Below are 23822 nucleotides of genomic sequence, written 5' to 3' on the forward strand. Positions count from 1 at the left end.
CAGCCAGGGGATCGAAGGTTCCTGATTGAGACCATCGAGCAGGATCGTGAGAACCGGCCCCTCCTCCTTGGGCCGCCTGAGCAGATAATCGAGCCGACGAAGCCAGTGCTCGGCATCACGAATGCCGGTCAGATCACAGATGCGTTCAGACAAGAACCGCTTAAGGGCTGCTTCCGAGACCTCTGTCAAACCAGCAAGCGCGGAAGATGGAACCGTCAGCACGATCGGCTGCTCGGCCATGCTTGCTATCAGCCAGTCGAGTGCAGCCCAGGTTTTGCCGACACCGTCCCAACCGATGACGGCGACGGGAGCATCATCGCGTGCAGCGCCGCTCCACCAATCATCTAGCGCGCTATGGACAGCTTGCCGCCGTACTTTCTTGGGCTGTGCGCCTCCCGCCGCATCCTGGCCCAGTGCCGCATTTGACGTTCGCTGTGACGTCCAGATCTCCTCAAGTTTGCGATGCGATTGCAATCGCAAGCTCTCGAAGCCGAGGCACCAGACCTGTAAATTTCGACGCAGCGCACTTATCGCATCTCCCGTCGCGGGCTGGAGCGCACGCGCCTCATCCGCCGCCGCCTTCGAGAATTCGGCTTCGACGCGATCGGGATCCGACGCGCACAGCGCGGCGAGCGGCGCCAGCTCATGATCCTTCCAGTCGATGATGAGGACGGGAACACCCAGCCGTTCGCCTTTCTGGACGAGATCTTGCGCGAGTTGTTCCGGAACGCTGCGGGTCGCTATCAATATCCACGCTTCCAGCGCTTCGTCCCGCGCCAGCGCATGATCGATTTCGCCAAGCAGCTCACGGTCGCTCAACCGGGTATCATCGCTGTATTTCTTGCACTCCAGCCGGAGCCGGCGCCCCTGCTGCCCGGCAGTCCCCGCGTCACCTCCATGTTGAAATCCGGACTTCGCCACCGCTATCGAAATGCCCAGCAGCCGTCCCAAAAGCCCGGCGGCGAGTTCTTCGAGCTTGCGCGCGCTCGTTTCCGCCTGCAGCGCAGACTTCAACTTCTCCTGATGGGACAGCTCCGTGGCAGTCAGCGACATAACGGTTATCTCTCTCGCTTGCTGCGCCGCACTAGGCAGCAGCTTTGGACTCGCGATCGTCTTGCACCCGATCAAAGGCGTTGCGGATTGCAAGCGAGAGATTGACCCGCACCAAGGTCACAGCGTCGGTGCGTCCACTGATATATTCCTGTTCGAGGCGCCGCATTTTTTCTGCCGACTTCGGATCGATCTGAAAATCGAGACTGTCGACCTCCTGGTGGATCGGGACAATCTGCGCGGAGGCGCCCCGGCCCACGATCCGATAGTCGGGATTTGCAGGTAGTCCCTCGCGCGAAACCGGCGAGAAGATCTTGATCTTCTCGAGTCCCAGTGTCGTCGTCAGCACAAAGGCATGATCCGCAATCTCGATGATGCAATCGCCCCGAATGGCGATCCCCCGCTTGTAGACCTCCGATCGATTACGCAGCAGATGGTGCAACCAATAATCCTGTTCGAAATCGATCGTGAGATCTTTCGGCATTGCACCCCAGGGCAGGCCCTTGTTGGGATTCATCTCGCCACGAACGAAAGCGTTCAGGTTGGACGGCAATCTGCCGTAGCTTGCGCCGTAATCACCCGCAAAGGCCGCCGCGAGCCGGGCCGAGACCAACAGTTCAAATCCGGCCAGATTCAGGGCCCCGATCAACGCGGCGTGCGCAAGTCCTGCGCTATCATAGGTGCGATGACCGGCCTTCCCCAACCCGTCGTTGGACGGCTCGGGCGCCAGATTCTGGTCAGCCAGCAAAGCGAAATTGCGCGCGGTGAGGTCGGCCGCAATGGCGACCTCCCTTGATGTGAAGACATTGGCGGCAGAACGTCCCGGACGAGCCACGATTCGAAACTCCCAGAAAGTGAGAGTTAATAACTCCCATGAATTGTAAGTTTCGTCAAGCGTGACCGGCCACCTTCGCCTTTACCAGTGTTGCCCTCTCGCCCTGCTATCTAGCTCTTCCCTCCAACGGCATCGTTGTCAGGTCGGTTTGCGCGTTATCTTTTCCAGGTCGGCGGCCGCGCTTGAGGACCAGCCGTTCCGCTGAGCCCACCGGCGGACTTCAACGGGATCAAACGAATGCCCCTCCTGACGCAGCCGCGAGATTGTACGCTCTGCGTGCTTCTTGTCTGAGGGATGACCGAGACCTGTACCCAGATTGATGGTGTCGGTCAGGCTTTGCAGCGCCTCTTCCACGGGCTCGGTCAGGCTGTCGGCCGGCGCCGGCGCAGTGGTCGCTCCTACGATCTGGGCTCCCCAGGTCGCCTGCCAGTCTTTGCCCTCGGTGTCGTTCCAAGGAAGATAGACGATCGCCTGCGCTCCGATCGCATCGTCCAGCTTGTTCATGTCCTTGTCCGAGATATGGGCGCCGATCAAAAGCCCAACTGATGAACTTCCCCGGAAGGTCTGCGCGCTCTCCAACTTCATCTGAACGCCCTGGGCCACCAGAACGGGTTGCCCCTTGACGAGCGCCTTTACGATGTTAGCCCCGAGGAATTCGGCCACGATGGTCCGATCGAAGCCGCCCTTCTGCGGGATCACCAATGTCACGCTGGTGATGTTCTTTTCCTTGCAGATTTCGAGCACGCTCTTGAAAGCGAGCCGAACCTGGTCCGGCGACCGGTCAACGACATATCGTGCGACAGATGCCACCTATTGTCCCCCTTTTTTTAAAACGAAACGCGACTGGTAAAATGCAATTGCTCTACACGTCGCAGCGCCAAGCCATGTCATCAGAAACATATCCAGGCTCACCGCGGCGGTTATCGATGTGAACGTTTCGTCGGCAACAGATCCACGCATCGCTGCCGCGTAGCGTCATCGGTGGTGAATTCCTCCGGCGACTTGCCACCCAATTCTCGCCGCTTACTACGCATCCACAAGGCGGCGCGGGTGGGATCGTAATACCGCGTATAGGCGACTGCTTCGAGCGCTGTGACAGCCTTGGCCTTTCGGTCTGCCGCCCGTTGCAGCGTCGCGATTTCGTCTATACGCCTGTCGAGCGCGCGAAGCGCATCCTCATATCCACTTTCCCCACTTGCGGCGGCGTCCAGAGGCGATCGCCCTCCTGTCACTGCATTTGAGATGCTGATCCAGATTTCGGCTTCGCTGCCGATATTCTTGCTGGCCCGGTCGCGTAGGTTCGCCAAACGAGCTGCTTTATCAGCCTCCAACTTGGCCAGCTTCGCACGCTCGCGCTCCTGTTCCTCAAGACGCTTCTGTTCGACTGCTCGGCCCAATACGCCCTGATAGGGCAGCCCCATCAAATCCAGTGTTTCTCGCGGGGAGAACCGTATCTGGGTCGGAATATTGACGAGTTCATGCCTGAACGTCTGCCAGTCCCGTTCGTTGAACTGCGCGGCTTCGAATGGCGAGTAACCGCGTCCCGGAAGCGCGAGCTTCCACCAGTTCTCAAAGGTGAAGGATGCCGTTTCCTCCTGGGGAATGCGGGAAACAATATCGCCGACCAGATCGCACATGTCCGACTTACGTCGATGGGGACGTTCTCGGAGTTCGCGCGCCTCTTCGATCCTTCGACGCAGTGTCTCCGACATACGCCACGTCTCCGTCGCGCCGGAGATCACGAGCCCGCGTTGTTCAAGTTGTTGAAGGTAAGCTTCGACTGCCTTTGGCGGCGAGTTGAATGGCACTCCGGTTTCCTTTACGGCCGAAGCAAGCTCATCCGATATATCCGCAAACGTCCGGTCAACCCATCCGTGCTGGCGAAGCGTCGCCGTCCCGTTGCGAGTCCGGAAGACTTTATCCTCGCCAGACATCAACCTCAGCAGAACCGCGGCCTGCCACTCCGCCACCGGCACGGTGAAACAGCCGGCGCCCTCAATCGGAAGATTGATCAAATCGCCCAATCCGTCTCTCCTGGCGGCTGTTTCACAGGCGCCATTGCCGCTCTTCCGGGAGGGCGTTCGGTGGCGATAAAGGCCGCTGAAGACGACCTACCTGCTTTTGCCTCTCTTCGGCGCGTTCTCTTGCTCGGTCCTGCAGCTTCTCCCGAGCTTCACGTTCGCGTGGATTGTGGAGCCAGCCCCTCGGCGCGTCATAGAGGATCTGATCGCCAATGTCGTTCAGCCTGTGATCGCGGTAGTTTGAAAGATCGATCTCGATCGCGCCGACATCCATTTCCCGAATGCGCGCAATCTTCTTTTCGCCGCAGGCGTGCGTCACCTTAAATTCAACAATCAGACGTCGATCGCGAAGCAGTAAGACGACATCGGGGACAATCTGCCCCTCTTTCTTTTCCAGAATGGCGCGATCGAAGGTTCGCCGCTCGGCCTGCACAACGACCTCCTGGTCGCCCTGCCCTTTCACGATCATCGCCGGCAAGGCTATTTCCAAGCGATCGTTGAGAACCCGTTTGGCAAACTTGTGGAGAGCGGTCTCGCCCGCCGACACGCATGTGCGGCCATCCTGCTGGGCATAGTGCGCGAAATGATGCGCCTGCACGCTCCCCTTCTTTGCGACCATCTGCCTGCCACAACCAGGGCAGATGCAATTGCAGGCCAGGCCGGAAGGAACCCCGTCAATATGCAGCAGTCGACCGTCGGTCGCTTCGGCAACGAGCGCGCCGCCTTGCTCAGTGCAGGCAAATAGCTGCCCCAACAGGACCGCATCTCCTGCAGGGACATCGGTCTTGTTCCGAACCGCGCGGGCCGGATCTGGATTCTCATAACCGGGGCTCGTCACGCATCCCCCTGCGGCGTGCTTGCCGTGACCCATCGAATGACGCCCGTCGTCATGTAAACAATGGCGCCCCGCGGCACTCCGGTCGCATGAAGATAGTTCGCCACCTGGGCCGAGTGCCCGCGCACATCCTGCTCGCTTGGCGATACGTCGCTCTTCCAATCCACCACAACGACGGGCTGATTGTCTTGCAGCCCGATCGCATCGATCCGGCCAGCCAGCGCCGCCGGCTCGGACGAGGCCGAAAGGATCGCATAAATTGGCCATTCGGGGACAAGGCTCGGCCTCAGTCTGGCGATTTCGGGGAGCGCGAGAGTCCGCTCGATGGTCGCAGCGATCTCCTCGGGGTCCGGGAGCTGCGCATCCTCGTCAGCGTCAATGATCAGCTGCGTCATCAGCAGCCGTGCGCGCGCGGCGATATCCGATCTTTCCTCGACCAGTTCGCCGGTGAACAACTCCTCCATGAGCTTGTGAAGAACAAGGCCTCGCACGCGCCCGGCGCCGACAGGCAACTCGGTCTCTGGGGCATCACCGGGCTCAATCGCAATCACCTCTCCGATCGGCATTCGATCAGGATCATGATCGGATGGCCGAAGCCACTGGAGCGGCGTCGCCGCGGCCGCGATTACAGCACCCTCTGTTGCGAACACCTCTTGCGTCTGCGTGTTCGCGGCCTCGAGGTCGGTGACGCGGATGACGGGCGTCAGGTGCGACACGGCAAGCTGTGGCAAGTCCCGGTGTGCGAGATCAACGATCCGCGCCCAGGACCGCTGCTCGGCCTGAGGCAATTATCAGTATCTTATATCGATTTACCCGCGATCGCTTGACTGAAGGAGCTTGACGGTGTCCGTCATAAGCGCGTCAGACAAAATTCTGAGCCCGTCACCCACATCGTTAGTGGGAAGCGCTCGCGGTCAAACGATCGCGAACGATACAATCAGAATAACTGTTGAAAATCAGTTGTTTATGTCGCAGCTCGCGAAAGATCGCGATAGGCACCGGGAGACCTGAATCACTCCCACTCGATGGTTTCTAGCCATCATAACTCACTGAATTTTAAGCGCAAAAAAATCTCTTTGATGGCCTAAATCCGACTGCCAGTCCGTCAAAATTTTTCGCTTTTGATTTCAAAGAGAAATTTGCCGATTCAAATTTTGCGCGGCTTCGACAACTATCGCTATCGATCGGTCGGTTTCTGCAATCTCACACCAGCATCACTGCCGCGAAACAGCCAGAGAGAAAGACCGTCAACGCTTGTATCACGCTCGATCGGCGCTCGCCGCAGACATGGCGTCCCAAGATGGGAGACTTTTCACCAACTAACGGATCGAGGCGTTTTATGTGAACAGCTTGGCAATCTCCGCGAAAGGCAGAAAAAGCCGCCGACCGGACACCGCAAGGCGCAAGAAACAGTGTGCCTTGTAAAAGCTTACTGCGGCCTCGTCGTTGGCCTCGACTATCAAAGCATAAATGTTTTTTTGGCTGCTCAGCACGCGGCTAAACGCATCCATCAACATGAACCTCCCCAAGCCGCATCCACGCATCTTGTTGTCAACGGCAAACCGCGCCATCAAGACTGCAGGCGCCACTGGATAGCTCGGAATCTTTTTGGCGATCGGCAAGGGGAGATCCACTAGAGAAATCCAGGTCGCCTCGAGCGTATAAAACCCAATGGCTTTTTGCTCCCCTTGAGACAGCACGAAGCAGGACGCTAGGCGTGTCCGATCATCGTGACCAGAATGAGCCTTAAGGTAACGATCGAGCGGCTCAACGCGACTATCAAACCCTGAGCGATCGTGGATGCCGCTGAGTGGATCGATACGGAGAAGGTTGCGGTCGAACAGCTTAGTGATCCAGGTTTCGAATATGGCGTTGCGCAGCCGCCTTGAGCCGCGCCGGTGGCTCCCGCGGCTGGAGGACCGCCTCGGCAAATGCACGACTTTCCTCCGCCGTAAGCCGAATCATCCGCATGTCTTCAATAGTGCGGACAGCGGCCTCGTGAACGCTCCCGATCACGAAGTCCGTCAGCGTGCGGCCTTGCAACTCGGCCGCACGTAGAAACAGATCCTTCTGCTCCGCCGAAATCCGCGCCTCGAGCCGCTTACTCCGTGTCGGCGATAGCCTTTTCGCTCTGGCAGTCCGGCGGGCCATTGCCTTCATCCTTATAGAGCGATTAATGTACGGCTACGAGCCGGACGTGGCAAGGGGCTTCCGCTATGACATGCCTGCGGGTTCACCTGCGCCCCGTGTGCTTCGTTGCTGCGGATAGAACCCCTTTGGGAAGAATGGACAAGGATCAGTGCCGAAAGCCAGCGAAGTGCCAACCGGATGGCTGATGGTCCGCGTCGATCAAGCGGGATCCATCCGTCTTGGCCGTCAACGCTCGCCCGACAAGCACACTGGTCGAAACATGACCAAGTACGTGCGCGCTGCGAACATCACTCCCGAAGGCATCGATCTCAAAGATCTGCTGGAGATGGATTTCACCCCCGCGGAGCGTGCGACCTTTACGCTTCACATCGGCGACGTTCTGCTGACCGAAGCGTCGGGGAGCGCCGCTCAGGTCGGACGCGCCGGACTCTGGCAAGGCGAAATCGAAGACTGTTGTTATCAGAACACGGTCATTAGGTTCAGGCCACACCTCGTTCTGCCCGCATATGCGATGGTGGCATTTCAGCATTTTAGCGCGTCAGGCGTATTCGCGCGCGTCGCACGCGGCGTGGGCATACAGCATTTAGGTGCCGCTCGCTTCGCCGAGCTCACCTTCCCATTGCCGCCCCTTAATGAGCAGAGACGGATCGCGGAAATAACCCAACAGCGGCGTGCGGAGATACGCGAGGCGAGAAATCGACTGCAATCCGCCCTCGCCCACCTCAACGAGCAGGTTCGTGAGACTATGGCGGCGGCTATTGCCGGCGAACTCGTACCGCAAAGATCGTCGACAGTCGGGAGTCAAGAGCAAGCGAGACCGACGCAGCAACTAAATATTTCCTCGCGGCGGCCGCGACGGAAAGCAGCGCCACCCAGTCTGCCCGACCAAGACGATCACAGTGTGAGCGATCCTGAAGCCGCCTCGGGACCGCTGCCCTCCAGTTGGAAGTGGGTGAGCGTAGGTGATTTGGGCGACGTCGCGGTAGGCCGTCAGCGCTCGCCTGGCAAGCACACCGGCCGGCACGCGACAAAATATGTACGTGCCGCGAATATCACGCCTCACGGCCTAGATCTCACCGACCTGCTGGAAATGGACTTCACGCCAGCGGAACGGGAAACTTTTGCCTTGAAGGTCAACGATGTGCTCCTGACGGAAGCCTCTGGAAGCGGAGCGCAGGTCGGCCGGGCAGCGCTATGGAAGGGAGAAGTCGACGGGTGCTGCTATCAAAATACGGTCATCCGCTTCAGGCCGCATTCAGTGGCGCCGGAGTACGCCTTGTTGGTGTTTCGGCACTACGGTGCATCCGGCGTTTTTGCCCAGGCAGCTCGCGGTGTCGGTATACAACACCTCGGGGCCTCGCGCTTTGCAACACTTCCGTTCCCATTACCGCCTCCCGAGGAGCAAGCGCGCATTGTAGCCGAAACTCGCAATAGATTGGACAGCGCCGCGCTTCAGATCGAGGCGGTCAATACGTCGCTCCGGCGCTTGCCTGAGATGGAGAAAGAGCTGCTCGCCGCCGCGGTGGGCGGTGAGCTGACGCCTCAAGATCCCACGGACGAGCCGGCCACAGCCCTCCTGGAGCGGCTTGGGCCACCTCCGCGAGACGCGACCGAATTCCGACCAGCCGATGTTGAAAGCGGAGAAACTCCTGTGTCCATCAAGCGAGCAGCGCCGAAGCAGAAGCCTCTTTTAAGCTCGGACTTGGCTGCGGTCCTACGAGGCGCCGGTCGCCCGCTATCGCTACCAGAGCTTTTTAGCCAAGCTGGCTTCGACAGAGATCAGCCCGAGCACGTCGAACTCTTCTATCTCGCACTGAGGACGCAGCTTGGGAAAACCATTCGTAAGACAGACGACGTTATAGAAAATGCCGAGTTGGAGGCGATTAATGCGCCTTGACGAGGTCACCATCGGAGAATTCAAAAATCTCCGAGATTTGCGCGTCGATTTTGACGAGAGCTCTTCTTGCACCGTGCTGGTTGGTGAGAACGGCGCGGGTAAATCGAATCTGATCGAGGCCCTGTCGCTGATCTTCCGGAACCTCGATTTGGATCAGGAAGCGCCGTTTGCATACCATCTCAAATATCGCTGCCGCGATCACGATATCGAAATTCGCGCCCAGGCAGATCAATATCCACTATTCTGGTCGAAGGAACATTCAGAACAAGAGTACCGTGAACTACCGCGCAAGCGCTTCATGGCGGAAGATCCGGACGGTCGTCCCCTCTATCGGCCAGCCTTCGTGTTTGGCTATTACTCTGGACCGAGTGACAGGCTTGCCTCGATATATGAGAAGCATCGGGAGCGGTACTACAGCTGGATCATTAAAGCCCCTGCCCAACGCGGCAAGAAGTTAGCTGATCCTAACAGCCTACGACGCCTCTTTTACGCGCAAACTCTTCACGGTCAATTCGCACTCATCGCGTTCTTCATGGAAATGACGACCGCGTCGGACGACGACCGATCATTCTTGCGCGACCATCTCCAGATCGATGGCCTCGATAGCGTTCTGTTCGCGCTTAAGCGTCCCCCCTGGAACCGCAAGGGCGGTGATCCACGTTTCTGGAACGCCGTCGGGGAGGTCCAAGAATTCCTCAGCCGTCTCTACGAAAGAGCTATGTTGCCGATCCGGATGGATCGGCGCATCGCCGTTGACCTCACGAAAAACCCGGCGGTCGAGAGCCTCTATCTTTTCCTGGCCCAACCTGAAGCACTCGCCGAAGTCTACAAATCCTATGGCAATCAGTACGCATTCTTTACCGCGCTTGAGAGTATGCACCTCTCCAAAGTATTGGGCGAAGTGCGAACGCGCGTTCGTATGACGCCCGCCGCCGGCGGTGGCGAAGTCACTTATCGCGATCTCAGCGAAGGAGAGCAGCAACTTTTGCTCGTTCTTGGCCTACTGAAATTCACAGCTCGCGACGAAGCCCTTTTCCTACTGGACGAGCCCGACACTCATCTTAACCCGGCTTGGAGCACACAGTATCTGGCTTTCTTGGACCGCTTCATTCGCGGCCGGGACAGTTGCCATATCGTCATGTCGACACATGATCCGCTGGTCTTCGCAGGCTTGGAAAGAGCGCAAGTACAGATTTTTCGGCGAGACAGCCAAGGGCGGGCCATTGCCGAGCTTCCCGACCAAGATCCCCGCGGAATGGGCGTCGCGGCTATTCTGACCAGCGATCTCTTTCGACTGCGATCAACGCTTGACCCAAAGACACAGGCTGACCTGGATCGCCAACGTATCCTTGCGATGAAGTCCGAGCTCACACCTGAGGAAGAGGAGGAAATGCGACTCCTAAAGGAGGATTTGCGGGGACGCGGCTTTGATCAAACGATTAGAGATCCGCTCTACCATCAATTTCTCAAGGCATGGACTGAACACGAGGATCCAGCCTGGCGGCACGCCGTTGAATTGACTGCGGAGCAACGTGAGCAACGCGCGCAACTCGCAGCGCGGATCGTCGCCGATCTTCGACGTGAGAATGGGGCGCATTGAGCAAGATGCGTTTCATTAATCTCGAGGCGATTCTTCCCCATATCCGTGAACTGTTAGCGGACCTACAGGCCGCTCAACAGACAGTCATGGCTGAAGCGGATCCGAAGCGCCGTGCCGCACTAATCAACAACCATCAGGCGCGCTGGACAGCGCTCCGCGAGGCGTTCGAAACGGTCTCATTCGGCAAATGCTGGTACACCGAATGCAAGACTCCAGGTGCGGACAACGATATCGATCACTTCCGGCCGAAGCTCGCGGTGAAGGAGGATCGAGGACACCCAGGTTACTATTGGCTTGCGTTCGATTGGCGAAATATGCGCCTCAGCTGTCAACGTGCGAACCGACCGCGGCGCGCGCGGGGCGCGAGAGTCGCCGGCGGCAAAGCCGATCATTTCCCGCTCCTTCCGGCAGGAGTACGAGCGCTAGCGCCCGTAGACAATTTGAATCTCGAATGTCCGGCGTTGCTCGATCCTACCCATCCGGGCGACCCGATCCTCCTTTCGTTCAAGCCAAATGGTGAAATCGACCTCTCTCCGGAATACAGAAACAATCCCATCGCCGAAGCCAAGATCGACGCGAGCCGTCTAGGTCTGCATCTCAATTGGCCCAAGTTCGTAGAAGCCCGCTTGACACTGTACAACCTCATCGAGCGTACCGTTGAAAGAGGCCAGCGTGAGGCTCCTCCCGACTTCAACGGCATGCCCGTGGCCAGTGAGGCTTTCAAGGATTCCATTCGCGACCTGCATGGCTTTATGAATCAGCGCGAAGAGTATTCGTCTGCGGCCCGAGTATATGTCGAGTCGTTCAAGCATGTGTGGTGGGTTCGGGACGTTGTACTGAGGTTACCGCAATGACAGACAGCCGCACAGGTACGGAGAGTGCAGCTGCCCTCATCCGCAAGCTCTGGCAATACTGCAACGTTCTACGGGACGATGGCCTCTCTTATCCGGACTACGTTGAACAGCTGACATATCTACTGTTTCTGAAAATGGCAGACGAGCAAGAGGGTGGGCTTGTTCCGAAGAAATATGGATGGCGCTCGTTGGACGGCCTCGACGCGGAGGCGATGCATCGCCAATACGCCCGCATTTTGGTCGCTCTTGGCAAGCACGGCGGCATGCTCGGTCTCATCTTCGGAAATGCGAAGAACAAAATTCGCGATCCAGCAAAACTACGCCTTCTAATCGTTGACTTGATCGGGCAGACCGAGTGGACCGGGCTATCAACCGATGTGAAGGGCGATGCTTATGAGGGGCTCCTTGAGAAGAACGCACGTGACACAAAAAGCGGTGCCGGCCAATATTTCACGCCACGTCCGCTGATCGAAGCCATTGTAGAGTGCGTGAACCCACAACTCGGTGAAGTTATCTGCGATCCAGCATGTGGAACTGCGGGTTTCCTTCTAGCTGCACACGATTACCTGCAACGCGAGAATCCGCGGATGACGCGTAGCCAACGAACTAAACTAGCCACCAAATCCATCCGCGGCGTTGAACTCGTCGAGGAGGTTGCACGGCTCGCTACGATGAACCTTCTGCTTCACGGTGTAGGCGGTAACGACGACAACGAACTGCCGGTGGCGTGCGAAGACAGTTTGAAAGAGCCTCCGAAAGCCCAGGCCAATATCGTCCTAACCAATCCGCCCTTCGGTACTAAAGGAAGTGTGACTTATGCCCAAGAGCGCCGCGGACCGAGAAACGACGATACGCTTACGATTGTCCGCCCCGATTTTTGGGTTCAGACGGCCAACAAGCAACTGAACTTCTTGCAGCACATCTTTGCTGTGCTTAAGCCGGGCGGACGAGCGGCTGTTGTCGTTCCTGACAATGTCCTCTTCGAAACCGGAGCCGCATCCGCTGTTCGGCGACGCCTCCTTGAATCGTGCCGAATTCATGCTTTGCTTCGTCTTCCATCGGGCCTGTTCTATGCTCAAGGCGTCAAATCAAACGTCATATTCTTTGACAAACCGCGCAAGGTCGAAATAGATCGTCCTGCCGAGCAGATCTGGGTCTACGACCTTCGCTCGGACAAGCGCTTTTCCTTAAAGACGAAGCCCCTACAACGAGAAGATCTAAAAGAATTCGTGACATTGTTCAGGGCAGGATTCCAGTCCGACGTCCACGTAGCCGGCGCCCAAGCAGCGTCGCGGCTCCGCAGCTTCGGCACGGCCCAGATCTTGTCGACGCCGGATTGTCGTTTGGATCTCGCGTGGGATGATCCTTTCATGCAGCAGCGGACGCCGGGCTTGGCGCGACTGGAGGAAATTTCGCGACTCGTTACTGAGGACCTCCAGCGAGCGCTAGCTCTGATCTCCAAGCCGCCGTCCGGTTAATGGATATAGGCTGATTCTGGGCGCCTTCTGAGGCACACGTGTCACCCCCATTCCACAACGCGTCGGTGCGCTCCTCGAAGAGCCGTTCGCAGTGATACTCGGCCTGAAAGCGTTCGCTAAACCACTCTGGCGGTCGCCCTGCCCGCCAGCCATATAGATGGTGAACGGGCCGGTGCGATACGTAGTGGCGGATGCCATGCCGATCGATCACGGACATGCTTAAAACGATTTGACAATTGCATTGACGCGGCGCGGCCACTCTATTGCCTCGAGGGAACTATGGCTTCTGTTGACTTATCGGATCTATTAGCGGGGACGAGCGAGAACCTTGGCATTGAGTTCAAGGCGTGGATGGACACGGGGGACGGTGAGGCTCGCGCAAAGCTTGCCCGTCACATAGCCGCCCTAGCTAATCATGGCGGCGGCTATTTGATTTTTGGCGTGGATGACAAGACAAGAATGCCTCTTGGAAAGACCGAGCTGGAGCTTAGCCTGTTCAGCCAAGATGCGATCACCGGTATCGTTAAGAAATATCTCGATCCACGGATACAGTTGCTCGTCGAACACGTCGTGCATGAAGGTGTGACGTATCCGGTCGTTGTGGTTCCGCCACATGGCGCGCGCCCGGTCGTTGCGATAGCTGATGGACCGCAGGATATCCGGCATCGCTCGATTGGCGTGACCCAGGGAACGATCTATATCCGCGCGCCGGGACCAGAGAGCACGCCCATCCGCAGCCCGGACGACTGGAACGCGCTACTCGATCGCTGCCTCTCTCATCGGAGTGATCTTCTCGGCAGTGTGTTGCGCCAGTCGCTTGCTCGACAATCGAAGCCGGGAGAACAGGCTATTGGCCTCCTGCGGGCGGCGCTCGATGACACAGCGCAGGATTTCACGGCGCAGACACGACTTCTGGCAGAGAGGGTTGATCCAGAATACCGGGATGACATTCTGCGAGCTGGCACCAACTACTCGAGTCTCGGCTACGCACTTGTCGGGAGCGATGGAGCTCTCATCGAAATTCCTAATCCGCGCGCACTGAACGAGCGTGTTTCGATCGAAATGCACCGCTATGCGAATTTTGGGTGGAGTTCTTTTCTGCCTCTAAACGTCGCGGAGCGCGCACCGCAGGTTCGTACGTCGACACTGGCGGGCGAGGAGGTAACGTATCTGGAGGGAATGCGGGTTGAGAATACCAGCCTGATCTCGAGCGCGTTCGACTACTGGCGAATCTATGAACGTGGAATTTGCGTGAGTGTTGAGTCTTACCGAGATGATTGGCGACGCGCAGGCGATGAGGCACCACCGCACCTGACACCGATGTGGATCTTGATTACAATACATTCGCTCCTCGCTCATGCCCGCCTCGTCGGGCTGGAGATCTCGGGGGTGACTCAGGTGGTGATCCGAATGGAGTGGCGTGGCCTAAAGGGCCGAATGCTAGCATGGGACCATTTTCGTCATGTCGCAGGCGGCGGGACTTTGGCTGACGATCGCTTCCCAAAGAACATCGTCTTAGACTGGGCGCTGTTACGAGACAGCTACTTTGAAGCGCTGCGTCGGGTTGCCTTGCCCTTCTTTCAGATTTTCGGCAACGTCGGCTGGTTCAATCCTGACGACTGGCTAACGCGTGAGGCGGTAGAAAGGGAGTTTTCCCGGACCGGAGCGAACACAGTCAAGTTGCTTTAAGATGTCAGACGAAGGGGCGCGCTCCATGTACTTTTCCGACGACGCCTTGAAGCAGCTTGCCGACGGCTACGCCGCGTTCGGCGGAAAGCTCAATGCGCTGCTCGAAAAATACATTCTACTAGAGTTGAAGAACCGACGTGCGCGGGAATTCGCCCAACAAGGATTTCCGCGGCGTTTGAAAGTTATGGCTCGGTGCATCACCAACGTTTTCGAAGCGATCCCGCCGGACCGAACTGAACTGCCCTCGCGCGATGAACTGACCGACGCAACGATTAATATTCAAAGCTTCATTTTCAACGTGTTTGGAGCAATCGATAATCTTGCGTGGATTTGGATGGCGGAGAATGGACAGAAGCGTGCCGACGGTACGCCAATTCGAGACGGTTACGTTGGCTTGGGGCCTGACAATACGGCAGTCCGCGGCACGCTCTCACAGGAATTGCAGGACTATCTCAAGACGCTTGACGATTGGTTCCGTTATCTCACAGGATTGAGGCACGCCCTCGCTCATCGAATTCCGCTCTACATCCCCCCGTACGTGATCGAGGAGAAAGATGAAGCCGCTTACCGCGACTTCGAGGCAAAAATGGCCGAAGCTGGACGGAATGGCGATTTCAAGGAGTACGATCGGCTATCGGCTGAGCAGCTTCGGCTCGGTCGATTTCGGCCGTGGATACAGCATTCCTTCCAGGAGAATGCCAAGCCATTAGTTTTCCACGCCCAGATGCTGGCGGACTTCAATACAGTAGACGAAATGGCGCTAAAGATGCTCGGCGAATATGTCTCCTTAGCGAATGGCGGGTTCACTCGGCTAGCTTAGCTGATGGAAACTTGCAGTTCCTTCACCTCGACTTGGGTTGCGATCTCTGAATAGAGATCGACGGCTTGACCGGGTGCCGAAATCGAGATGAGCAAGGAATAGCGCGCCTTGTCGGTCACCCGTTTTTGGCCGACGTGCGATTTCCACCATCCCCCAACAGGATACACCGCAATAGCATCATGCCCGGCGAGCTCGATCGCTGGCCCTCGCCATAGATCGCAGTGAAGCGAACCCGCCTGAATCGCCTTGGGGCCGAGCAACCAGTAGCTTTTCTCGCCCTCCGACTCGGTCCCGTCCTTGGCCTGGCTCGCGGAGATGCGGCTCTTGAAATGCGCGTCTGTTTCTGTTCGCTTCTTCATGGCGAAGCGAAGTCCGAATGAGCGATAAGTATCGGGTCGTGTCGCAGCCTTGCCGGTCAGGTTCGGCTCAATGAAATATGAAAGCGTCACCTTCATCATGACGCTCTCGTTCTCAATTCCCTCCAGCACTGTTTGCGGCCACGGAAGGTCGTAAAAATGCATCTCATTGAAGACGCCGCTCCGACCATCCGCGCTGAACGCGAAAGGTTGGATCTCGGCTTCAGCGACGAGCGTGACGTCATTACTTGCTGAAAGGATCGCGCGCTCGATGTCTGGCACGCCGAAACCGACCTCGCGCAAGATTTGCTGTTTCTCGGCCTTCGATCCGCTCTTCCAGCTCGCGCCACGCCCAATGAATTTTCTCCGGATCGGTTGCGGCCATTGCGCCGAGTCGATCGTGAGGGCGCGATGCGTCTCGGGCCAATGCGTCGGCAGTGCGGCCTGCAGCCTGCCCATGAAATTGCCGGCCATTCCGATGGCCGCACTCGTCGCCCAGAACGGGACCAGCGGCTCCGCCACGACGTCGGATCCCGGCGCCAGCAGCGAGACCGACGGTCCCCAGCCGCAAAAACCCGAAGTATCGGAGAGCATGTTGCCGGCCTCGAACAGCACTTCCGGCTTAATCGGTGCAAGGTCGTCGGGAAGCAACTGCGAGCCACGGCTGAAGGGGCTGCGATGGTTGGCAGGAACAACCGGCTCAAGGTCTGGCGGCGGTGCGGGAGGCTGCTCTTTCCGCGTAAAGCCTCCGATGGTCAGCGCGTTCCAGCTCTGCGCCGGATCTTCGAGTGACTGGGACAGTACCACATCCACCATCATTCCGCCGGAGACGTTGCCGGTGGCCGTCAGCACCAAACGTTTCGGACGCTCCGATGCAGGGACGCCATTGGCCGGATCACCGGGCATCGACCCGGCCGCAACTTGATCGAGCGCTCCGCTCCATGTGGACGGACGATCGGGCGGAAAATCGGTGGCCGTGGTGGCGATGCAGAAGCTACGGCGCACATTCGGACGGGCGATCTCGACCAGGGCGACTGCACCTTGCGTCACGACGCCGTAGCTCGGCGGCGTTGTCGGCGGAAAGCCATTTGGCGGAAGCAGCTTCATGGACTCGGCGGCGTGAGTGAGCGCTACGGGCTGCGCGTCGTTCATCAGCGGCTCAAGATCGCCATAGAGCACGAGGCCGGCCAGCGGCGTTCCGTGGCCACCATCCGGATGATGATCATCCACGCTCCACGCTGTGTCGTAGGCCCAGGCACCCGCCAGGCCAGGTGCGATCAACGGATGAGCTGCATTCACGCCGGTATCGAGGGCGCATATCGCCGGCACGTCCCCGGCCGGCGACGTCACGCGACTGGCAAGCTCCGCCACCCAGTCGTGTTGCCCCAATCCGGTCGCGCCGCGTTCAAGGAACGGCTCGATGGTGCCCGTCGCTCGTCTGATCTCGGTGACCGCACCAGGTACGCGCGCCGCAAAGGCAACGAGCGCGGCGGCCGCAGCATGGACAAACAGCACTGTGGTATCGGGAAAGACAAGTCGGTCGGCGTGAACATCGAGATTAGCGCCGCGTGCCAGTTCAGCAAGCCGATCCCCGATTACAATCGGTTGGCGAACCCAAAGCTCCCACCAGACGAGATCGGGTGCAGCCAGATCGACATCGGCGCTGAAGAGCGAACGGGCTTCGGTCATACGGACGGTTTCGACGGCCTCGAAGCGATCGACGTGTGGCCGACGCTGATTGCCCGGGTCGCGGCCGTAGTCCGTGATCCGTGTTCGCAGAAACTCACGCGCGTCATCCGGTACGAAAAGGAGCGCGCTTTCCGTCCTGTCGTCGTTCCGCTCGGAGCGCAACACGACAACATCCTGTGTTGGGAACTCAAGAGTGGACGGCACCTTGATGGCTTTCGTTCGCGACCCCTCCGCCGGCGGAACGGTGGTCACTTCAACGATCGTACCGCGCCTCAAGCCAGGGACGGGAAGTCGCGCATCGGCACCCGGTGCTGGCAGATCCCCCAACGCCACAGCAAGCTGATCGAGAATCGTTGCCGCATGCGCGGCATAGTCCTCGCGCAGCGGTTTGCGTTCCTGATTGCGGACCGGGAACGTGTAAGCCGCCGTTTCGCGAAAGGCGTTGATTGAAATGTGTGCGCGATTTTTTGCGCCGTAATCGTCAGGCTCCGCCATGAGACCCTACTTGTCGATGAGTTGTTCCTTCGCCTCCGGTCAGCGGAGCCTCCCTAACGACCGGACTGGCGGCGGAACTTTCCCTTGAGGGTCTGTCGGTTATGGAGCGCGTCGCGCAACGCCTCTGCCGACACTTTCGCGGCGCCTTCGAGAATTGCGTCTTTGACGACCGCATCGGCGGCACGCACCAGTTCACCCTGACTCAGTCCTTCAAGTGAGGATTCCAGTGTTGTCCACGATTTCGAGGCGATCTTGAACTTGGCGAGCCGGCTCTCGACGATCGCGCGCGCCGCGGCCACGTCGGGCAATGTGTATTCGATCACTTCATCGAATCGCCTCGCCAGTGCCTGGTCTAGGATCTCGACGTGGTTGGTGGCGGCTAAGACGAGGCTGTCGGTCGAATTCGGCTCTTCCATGAAAGCGAGAACCGAATTGAGGACCCGGCGGATTTCGCCGACATCGTTGGGCTCGCCGCGCCGCGCACCGATCGCGTCGAACTCGTCCAGAAGATAGACGCCGCGTGTCTGTGCGATCTGGTCGAAGAGTAGCCGTAATTTGCCAGCCGTCTCGCCGAAAAAGCGACTGAACAGGGATTCCAGTCGCACGGTGAACAACGGAAGCCGCAGTTCGCCCGCGAGCGCGGACGCAGTCATCGTCTTGCCGGTACCTGGCGGTCCAACGAGAAGCATATGCGTCGTCGGCGCTTGGCCGTGCTCGCGCAACGTTGCACGTTCCTGCTGCTGGCGGACGACCCGGCTCAAACGGGCGCGAACGTCATCGGCCAGAACCATGCTGGCTAAGTTGATTTTTGGATAGGTGCTTTCGACCAGCCCCTGCAGTTCGCCTCGGGGCCGGGCCAGCGGAATGGGGGTCTGCCCCGCTGCGGGCTTGCCTGACCGTCGTTGATCGCGGGCCTTCTGGACGAGACGCTTCAGTTTCTCCGCCTCTTCCGCTCGGCCTTGACGGGCCTCTTGGGCTGCGAGCTGGAGCGCGATGGAAAGGAACTGATCGTCGTCGCCCTCGATGTGCGAATTGAGGAGGGCGAGAAGGTGCTTGGTCGACATGCTCGCCTCCTTTCGTCAGTGGGCTGGGAATCAAGATGCCGTATAAGGGCCTAAAATGGCGTAAAGGCGAACAAAACACTAACGGAATGCGGCCCAGGACGCCATATTTTGTCCCAAGAAGACTGGGGAATTAGCGGCCCGTCCGACCGGGTCAGCTCGACCCGGACCGGGGCCCTACCGACTTGAAATTAGCCGTCTTTTTCAGGGCCTGGACGAAGGCAATTGCCCCCTCGCCTTCCGGAACGCCTTGTCTGTCGCCATGAAGCGCTGAAGCATCGGGGCGACCAGCTTAACGGGATCGGGAGGTGCGGTTTCGCCGGCGGTCCGAGCCAGGATCTCAGCGTAGGCGACGAGATCACGGTGGACGGCGGCCGGCAGCTCGACGGTGATCTTGACCGGCTTGTCATCGAGAAGAGCCGAGAGTCTGAGCTTGGTCATGACGGCTCCTTCGCCGCCCCGTAGGGCTGCAATATCAAGTCTCGATTGACGATCACGCGGACGGGGAAGCCCGGCCGGATCGTGAGGGTCGGCTGAATGTTGAGCTGGCGGCGGATGATCTGGCGGCCGACATCGGAAGCGGTGTCCTGGCTGCTCTGGCGGATCGCGCGGGCGATCTCGTTCTCATTGTTGCTGGCCCCGATCTCGGTGCCAACACCGAGCAAGGTCGAGAGGATCGCAGCGCGGAAGAGCTGGCCCCAATGATAATCGACGTCATCCTCGAGGCCGGAATAGCCTTCGGCGTCGGCGCCCGGCTGCCGCTCCAGCACGATCGACGTGCCGTTCGGCATGATGATGCGATTCCAGACCAGCAGCACGCGCGACTGCCCGAATGCGACCTGGCTGTCGTACTGGCCGATCAGCCTTGCGCCCTGTGGGATTAGGAGCTGCTTGCCGGTCGGGGTGTCGTACACCTGCTCCGTCACCTGCGCGGTGATCGTTCCGGGCAAATCGGATTTGATTCCGGTAATCAGCGCGGCGGGAATGACAGTGCCGGCCTGCACGACATAGGGCGACGCCTTCTCCTGCACGCGGTCGGGCGTGACGGTGCGCCGATCGACGGCGGCGTTGACGAAGGCGAGCTTGCGATCCTGCATGTTCTGCGCGGCGCCCGGATCGAGCGGTGGTGTCTCGGCCGGTAGCGTGAGGCCCGTTGTTGGATCGATACGGCCGACGGCAGCGGCCGTTGGTGTGACCGACGCTTGCACACCGCGGCTGTCGGTGAACACCTTTGCGACGCGCGCGGCTTCGATCTCGGCAAGACGGCGCTGCTCCGTCGGATCGGCGCGCGGCGTTCTTATGTCCGGCGCGATGACAGGTTTGCCCTCGTCCTGCGCGTGGAGGATCGGTCGGCCCAGGTCGCCCGGCAGTGCCGGGCCAAGTTTCGGGATGCCGGTGTAATCCTTTGGCAGGCCGGCGAGCCCATCCGCGGGCGGGCGGTTCTCGGTGTTGTAGAGTTCGGTCGGCGATTGGCTAGCGCGGCGGTTGGCATCGAGCGCCCAAAACAGCGCGGCCATGATGGCGACAGCGCTGACGCCGCCGAGCGTGATGAGCACCTTGCGCGACAGGCGCGTGACGCGCGGCTGCTCGGGCCGCAAGCGCAGTTCGGCGCGGATATCGCCGGGAGACGGAGTCGGTGCGCCGGTCATCAAAACAACCTCGCACTGTGCCCCGGCCGGCCGTCGGTGCGCACGATCCGCACGCGCTTCTCATTGTCTTTGTCGCCAAGCCTGAGTTCCGCGGCGGCAAACAGCCGATCGACGACGTAATAGTTCTGACGGGCGCGATAGTTGACCAGTTCGGAGTTGCCGGACGGGCCGATGACGAACAGCGGCGGCATCTCGCCCTGCCCGATACCCGACGGAAACTCGATATAGACCTTGTTGCCGTCGTCGAAGGCGCGCAGCGGCCGCCACGGCGCGCTGTCGCCCTCGATCTGGTAGCGAAAGTTCAACTTCGAGATGTCGACGCCGGACGCGACCGGCTGCATCAGCGCGGCCTGTGCATTCTGGCGGCGCAGCGCGATCAACTGGTCCTGCGGATACTGCCACGACACGGAAGCCATGTAGGTCTTCTCGGTCGAGCGCAGCTCCATGTGATAGGTGCGCAGGTTGGTGTTGATGACGAGGTTGGTCTGAAGATCCGGCCGCGTCGGCTTGACGAGGATGTGGACCTGAGCGGTCTGGCCGGTGCCGCTGAGCGTATCGCCGACGATCCAACGCACAGTGTCGCCGGCGGCCACGGGGCCAGCCCCGACAAGCTGCTCGCCCGGCTGAAGCGCGATGTCCGTCACCTGGCCGGGCGCGGCATAGACCTGATAGAGCGCGCCGACAACGAACGGATAGACCTGCACGGCGTTGATGAAGCCGTTGCGCACCGGCTGCATCCGCGCCGCCTCATTGGCCTGCACGATGCGGGCTTGGGGATCGGCCGGCTCGGACTTCGTTTTCCCTGCGTTAACGGGTTTCAACTGGCCCGGCAGCGGGAGCGGCTTCGGCAGCTCGACGACCTTCACGGGTCCGTCCGGATCGGGCGTCAGCACAGCGGGCGCCGCGTCGTCATACTCAATATCCGGCGGAATGAACTTGTTGGCGCAGCCGGCCAGCGCCGTCGTCGCCAGCATCACGGCGACCAGCGCCGACGACTGACGCCAGCCTCGGCGAGCAGCATTCTCTATATTGTCCCCCATCACCCCATCTCCTTCGACCAATTGATTGCGTTGACGAACACCCCGAGCGGATTGGAGCGCAGCTTGTCGGCCGTGCGCGGCTGCTGAATCACGACGGTCAGGATGGCGGTCCAGCGTTCGGTGCCGGCGAGCTGGCCGTTCTCGTAGCGGCGCTCCAGCCAGGCGATGCGAAAGGAGTCCGGCGAGGCGCGAATGACGCTCGAAATCTCGACGGAGACCTGTTGCTTGCCGACCTTGGTGAAGGGATCGTTGCCGCGCGCGTAATCGTTCAATGCGATGGCGCCGCGATCGGTCGCGTAGTCATAGGCACGCAACCAGTTCTGCCGCACGATGACGGGATCGGCCGGAATGCTCCGCACCTGTTCGATGAAGCGCGCGAGATGCCAGGCGATCTGCGGATCGGTCGGCTTGGAGTCCGCGATGGCGGAGGCCACCGCCTGCGCTTCGCCGAACTTGTCGACCTGCACCACCCAGGGAACGACGGTGCCTTGCGTCGATTGCCAAACCAGCGCGGTCGCGAAGCCGCCGGCGAGCGCAAGAGAACCGAACGCCATCAATCGCCAGTTCTTTGCCTGAACGCGCGCGCTGCCGATGCGCTCGTCCCAGACTTGTGCGGCTTTGAGATACGGGGTTTCGGGTTCGGGGGTGCGCGCGTAGCGCACGGAGGGTCGCCGGAAGAGATTCATTTGCGGTCATCCTGATCGAGAGAAACGGACATTGAGCCGCCAACGTGATCGCCGGAGCGCATGGCATGGGCGGCGGTGGTGGCGCCGTGGCTCATGGTCTGGCCGCGCTTCATGCGCGCGGCCCAGGCCGGCGGCGCGCTGGACGCGGCAGCGGTTTGGGCGGTCGAAGCGCCTGCGGACGCTCCTGCGGGAGACTGTCCGCCCGTGGTGGCGGCGCGGCCGGCGGCGTAACTCGATTGGAGGGATGCGGCGGCGCGGGACGCGGCCTGCCGCACGGGCTTTATCGCAGCGGATGCTTCGGCCTTCGCGACACCGCCGAGACCGCCAGCCACCGCGCCCATGCCGCTCTGGCCGGATGCGCCGACGCCGTAGACGCCCGACGTGCTGCCAGCAAGATATGCGCCGCCCCGCGCGGCCGCGGTGGTCATCCGCCCACCGCCGCCAATCGCGCCTGCCGCACCGCCGAGGCCAGCGCGTGCTCCCATGACGCCGGCCGCACCGATGCCGGCGACGGCCAGGCCTGTGCCGACGGCAGCGCCGGCGCCAAGCTGCGGTGCGCCGGAGACGAGGCCGGTGGCGATGCCGGGGCCGAAGATCGATAGCCCCATGAGCGACAATGCGCCGAGCACAAGCGCGAGCGCATCGGTGATGGTCGGCGTACCAGAGAAGCCAGACGTGAGCTCGCTGAACAGGCCGGAGCCGATGCCGACGATGACGGCGAGCACCAATATCTTGACGCCGGAGGCAACGATGTTGCCCAGCACCTTCTCGGCGAGGAAAGCGGTCTTGTTGAACAGCGCGAACGGGATCAGCACAAAGCCCGCGAGCGTGGTCAGCTTGAACTCGATCAGCGTGACGAAGATCTGGACGGCGAGGATGAAGAAGGCGATGAGCACGATCGCCCAGGCGATCATGAGCACCATGATCTGCACAAAGTTCTCGAAGAAGGAGACGTAGCCCATCAGGTCGCCGGCCGCCTTGAGGATGGGATTGCCGGCGTCGATGCCGACCTGTGCGACGCGGCCGGGCTGGAGCAAGGTCTCGGTAGTGAGCGACGATCCGCCGGCCTTCAGGCCGAGGCCGCTGAAGGACTGGAAGACGATGCCGGCGAGCTTGTTGAAGTTGCCGATGATGACCGCGAAGAAGCCGATATAGAGCGTCTTCTTGATGAGACGCTGAAGCACGTTTTCATCGGCGCTCCAGGCCCAGAACAGGCCCGCCAGCGTGATGTCGATCACGATCAGCGTAGATGTGAGGAATCCGATCTCGCCGCCGAGCAGACCGAAGCCTGAGTCGATGTAGCGCGTGAAGGTTTCCAGAAACCGGTCGATGACGCCGGTGTTCATGGCCGCGCGGGTCCTGCATTACCGTCAAGGAAATGACGGCGGCTGTCGGCCCATGCCTTCTTGCAACCTGCATCGTCGAGCGCGGCTGCGCCGATCTCGCGGCAGCGAAGCAATTCGCTGGATGCGGGCTCCTCGCTTCGGGACTCAACGGTTTGCTCCGGCGACTGCTCTGGTTCATTCGGGCGCAGCGCGATGGTGCACGCGATCATGACGGCGCCAAATGCGACGACGGCGATGATGCGGGCTGCTAGCTTCACATGCATGCTAACG

21 protein-coding genes are annotated in these 23822 nt (G+C 60.1%); 6 read left to right on the forward strand and 15 right to left on the reverse strand.

The window, feature by feature from the left end:
* Nucleotides 1–1084 precede the first annotated feature (1084 nt).
* From BGO16_RS05565 to BGO16_RS05595, 7 genes are all read right to left on the reverse strand, one after another.
* Nucleotides 1085–1885, reverse strand: coding sequence for a hypothetical protein (locus BGO16_RS05565; RefSeq protein WP_292617589.1), 801 nt, complete (start codon nucleotides 1883–1885; stop codon nucleotides 1085–1087).
* A 138-nt stretch (nucleotides 1886–2023) separates the two neighbouring features.
* Nucleotides 2024–2695: a hypothetical protein gene (locus BGO16_RS05570; protein WP_292617590.1), complete on the reverse strand. Its 672-nt coding sequence runs from the start codon at nucleotides 2693–2695 to the stop codon at nucleotides 2024–2026.
* A 110-nt stretch (nucleotides 2696–2805) separates the two neighbouring features.
* Nucleotides 2806–3909, reverse strand: coding sequence for a hypothetical protein (locus tag BGO16_RS05575; RefSeq protein WP_292617591.1), 1104 nt, complete (start codon nucleotides 3907–3909; stop codon nucleotides 2806–2808).
* A 22-nt stretch (nucleotides 3910–3931) separates the two neighbouring features.
* On the reverse strand, nucleotides 3932–4777 hold the full coding sequence (locus BGO16_RS05580; protein ID WP_292617592.1) for a competence protein CoiA family protein: 846 nt from the start codon (nucleotides 4775–4777) through the stop codon (nucleotides 3932–3934).
* On the reverse strand, nucleotides 4741–5529 hold the full coding sequence (locus BGO16_RS05585) for a PD-(D/E)XK nuclease family protein (protein ID WP_292617593.1): 789 nt from the start codon (nucleotides 5527–5529) through the stop codon (nucleotides 4741–4743). The genes BGO16_RS05580 and BGO16_RS05585 overlap by 37 nt, the downstream gene beginning before the upstream one ends.
* 549 nt (nucleotides 5530–6078) lie before the next feature.
* Complete coding sequence (locus BGO16_RS05590) at nucleotides 6079–6678, reverse strand: GNAT family N-acetyltransferase (protein ID WP_292617594.1); 600 nt, start codon at nucleotides 6676–6678, stop codon at nucleotides 6079–6081.
* Entirely contained in the window at nucleotides 6587–6901 is a 315-nt protein-coding gene (locus BGO16_RS05595) for a DUF1778 domain-containing protein (RefSeq protein ID WP_292617595.1), read from the reverse strand. The genes BGO16_RS05590 and BGO16_RS05595 overlap by 92 nt, the downstream gene beginning before the upstream one ends.
* A gap of 175 nt (nucleotides 6902–7076) precedes the next feature.
* On the opposite strand from BGO16_RS05595, the gene BGO16_RS05600 reads away from it, so the two are divergent.
* The 6 genes from BGO16_RS05600 to BGO16_RS05625 all read left to right on the forward strand — a co-directional run bounded on the left by BGO16_RS05600 (nucleotide 7077) and on the right by BGO16_RS05625 (nucleotide 15230).
* On the forward strand, nucleotides 7077–8789 hold the full coding sequence (locus tag BGO16_RS05600; RefSeq protein ID WP_292617596.1) for a restriction endonuclease subunit S: 1713 nt from the start codon (nucleotides 7077–7079) through the stop codon (nucleotides 8787–8789).
* On the forward strand, nucleotides 8779–10389 hold the full coding sequence (locus BGO16_RS05605; protein WP_292617597.1) for an AAA family ATPase: 1611 nt from the start codon (nucleotides 8779–8781) through the stop codon (nucleotides 10387–10389). The genes BGO16_RS05600 and BGO16_RS05605 overlap by 11 nt, the downstream gene beginning before the upstream one ends.
* Nucleotides 10386–11243: a hypothetical protein gene (locus BGO16_RS05610; protein WP_292617598.1), complete on the forward strand. Its 858-nt coding sequence runs from the start codon at nucleotides 10386–10388 to the stop codon at nucleotides 11241–11243. The genes BGO16_RS05605 and BGO16_RS05610 overlap by 4 nt, the downstream gene beginning before the upstream one ends.
* Entirely contained in the window at nucleotides 11240–12721 is a 1482-nt protein-coding gene (locus tag BGO16_RS05615) for a class I SAM-dependent DNA methyltransferase (protein ID WP_292617599.1), read from the forward strand. Before BGO16_RS05610 ends, BGO16_RS05615 begins: the two co-directional genes overlap by 4 nt.
* Before the next feature lie 279 nt (nucleotides 12722–13000).
* Nucleotides 13001–14410 carry an ATP-binding protein gene (locus BGO16_RS05620; RefSeq protein WP_292617600.1) on the forward strand — a complete coding sequence of 470 codons (1410 nt, stop codon included), beginning with the start codon at nucleotides 13001–13003 and terminating at the stop codon, nucleotides 14408–14410.
* A gap of 25 nt (nucleotides 14411–14435) precedes the next feature.
* The gene (locus BGO16_RS05625; RefSeq protein WP_292617601.1) at nucleotides 14436–15230 is read left to right on the forward strand and encodes a hypothetical protein; all 795 of its coding nucleotides are present in this window, start codon (nucleotides 14436–14438) and stop codon (nucleotides 15228–15230) included.
* On the opposite strand, the gene BGO16_RS05630 is transcribed toward BGO16_RS05625, so the two are convergent.
* The 8 genes from BGO16_RS05630 to trbK-alt all read right to left on the reverse strand — a co-directional run bounded on the left by BGO16_RS05630 (nucleotide 15227) and on the right by trbK-alt (nucleotide 23815).
* Nucleotides 15227–17770 (reverse strand): S8 family peptidase, encoded by a 2544-nt coding sequence (locus BGO16_RS05630; protein WP_292617602.1) that lies wholly within the window; start codon nucleotides 17768–17770, stop codon nucleotides 15227–15229. The two genes, BGO16_RS05625 and BGO16_RS05630, sit on opposite strands and share 4 nt — an antisense overlap.
* A 53-nt stretch (nucleotides 17771–17823) precedes the next feature.
* The gene (locus BGO16_RS05635; protein ID WP_292617603.1) at nucleotides 17824–18834 is read right to left on the reverse strand and encodes an ATP-binding protein; all 1011 of its coding nucleotides are present in this window, start codon (nucleotides 18832–18834) and stop codon (nucleotides 17824–17826) included.
* A gap of 201 nt (nucleotides 18835–19035) precedes the next feature.
* A complete protein-coding gene (locus tag BGO16_RS05640) occupies nucleotides 19036–19272 on the reverse strand; it encodes a DUF2274 domain-containing protein (protein WP_292617604.1) in 237 nt (78 codons plus the stop codon).
* The gene (locus BGO16_RS05645) at nucleotides 19269–20480 is read right to left on the reverse strand and encodes a TrbI/VirB10 family protein (RefSeq protein ID WP_292617605.1); all 1212 of its coding nucleotides are present in this window, start codon (nucleotides 20478–20480) and stop codon (nucleotides 19269–19271) included. The genes BGO16_RS05640 and BGO16_RS05645 overlap by 4 nt, the downstream gene beginning before the upstream one ends.
* On the reverse strand, nucleotides 20480–21520 hold the full coding sequence (gene trbG, locus BGO16_RS05650) for a P-type conjugative transfer protein TrbG (protein WP_292617606.1): 1041 nt from the start codon (nucleotides 21518–21520) through the stop codon (nucleotides 20480–20482). Before trbG ends, BGO16_RS05645 begins: the two co-directional genes overlap by 1 nt.
* Nucleotides 21520–22206 (reverse strand): conjugal transfer protein TrbF, encoded by a 687-nt coding sequence (gene trbF, locus BGO16_RS05655; RefSeq protein ID WP_292617607.1) that lies wholly within the window; start codon nucleotides 22204–22206, stop codon nucleotides 21520–21522. Before trbF ends, trbG begins: the two co-directional genes overlap by 1 nt.
* Nucleotides 22203–23552 (reverse strand): P-type conjugative transfer protein TrbL, encoded by a 1350-nt coding sequence (gene trbL / locus BGO16_RS05660; RefSeq protein ID WP_292617608.1) that lies wholly within the window; start codon nucleotides 23550–23552, stop codon nucleotides 22203–22205. The genes trbF and trbL overlap by 4 nt, the downstream gene beginning before the upstream one ends.
* Entirely contained in the window at nucleotides 23549–23815 is a 267-nt protein-coding gene (gene trbK-alt, locus BGO16_RS05665) for a putative entry exclusion protein TrbK-alt (protein WP_292617609.1), read from the reverse strand. The genes trbL and trbK-alt overlap by 4 nt, the downstream gene beginning before the upstream one ends.
* Nucleotides 23816–23822 lie beyond the last annotated feature (7 nt).

Source organism: Nitrobacter sp. 62-23 (genome assembly GCF_001897285.1).
In the GTDB taxonomy this organism is placed as follows: Bacteria; Pseudomonadota; Alphaproteobacteria; order Rhizobiales; family Xanthobacteraceae; genus Nitrobacter.